Origin of the sequence: Methylobacterium crusticola (genome assembly GCF_003574465.1) — a bacterium.
Lineage (GTDB): Bacteria > Pseudomonadota > Alphaproteobacteria > Rhizobiales > Beijerinckiaceae > Methylobacterium > Methylobacterium crusticola.
Genome location: NZ_QOWC01000536.1, coordinates 1 through 401 on the forward strand (window position 1 = coordinate 1; position 401 = coordinate 401).

A 401-nucleotide genomic window follows, 5' to 3' on the forward strand; every position below is an offset into this window, starting at 1 on the left:
CAGGCGGGCATCCTCCTGCCAGGAGCGGGCGACGACCGCCATCAGCTGGTCGCCGTCGACCCGCTGGCCCTTCTCGTCCACCACCAGCACCCGGTCGGCGTCGCCGTCGAGGGCGATCCCGATATCGGCGCGCAGCTCCCGCACCTTGCGCACCAGGGCGTCCGGCGCGGTCGAGCCGACATCGCGGTTGATGTTGAAGCCGTCCGGCTCGGTGCCGATGGCGATGACCTCGGCGCCGAGCTCCCACAGGGTCTCGGGCGCCACCCGGTAGGCGGCGCCGTTGGCGCAGTCGACCACCACCCGCAGGCCGTCGAGGGTCAGGTTGCGGGGCAGCGTGCGCTTGGCGAACTCGATGTAGCGGGCATGCACGCTCTCGATCCGCTTGGCCCGGCCGAGGTCGC

General features: G+C 72.6%; 1 pseudogene. It reads right to left on the bottom strand.

The features are described from left to right. Positions 1–401, bottom strand: a pseudogene (gene glmM, locus DT057_RS35240) (phosphoglucosamine mutase); the annotation flags it as partial.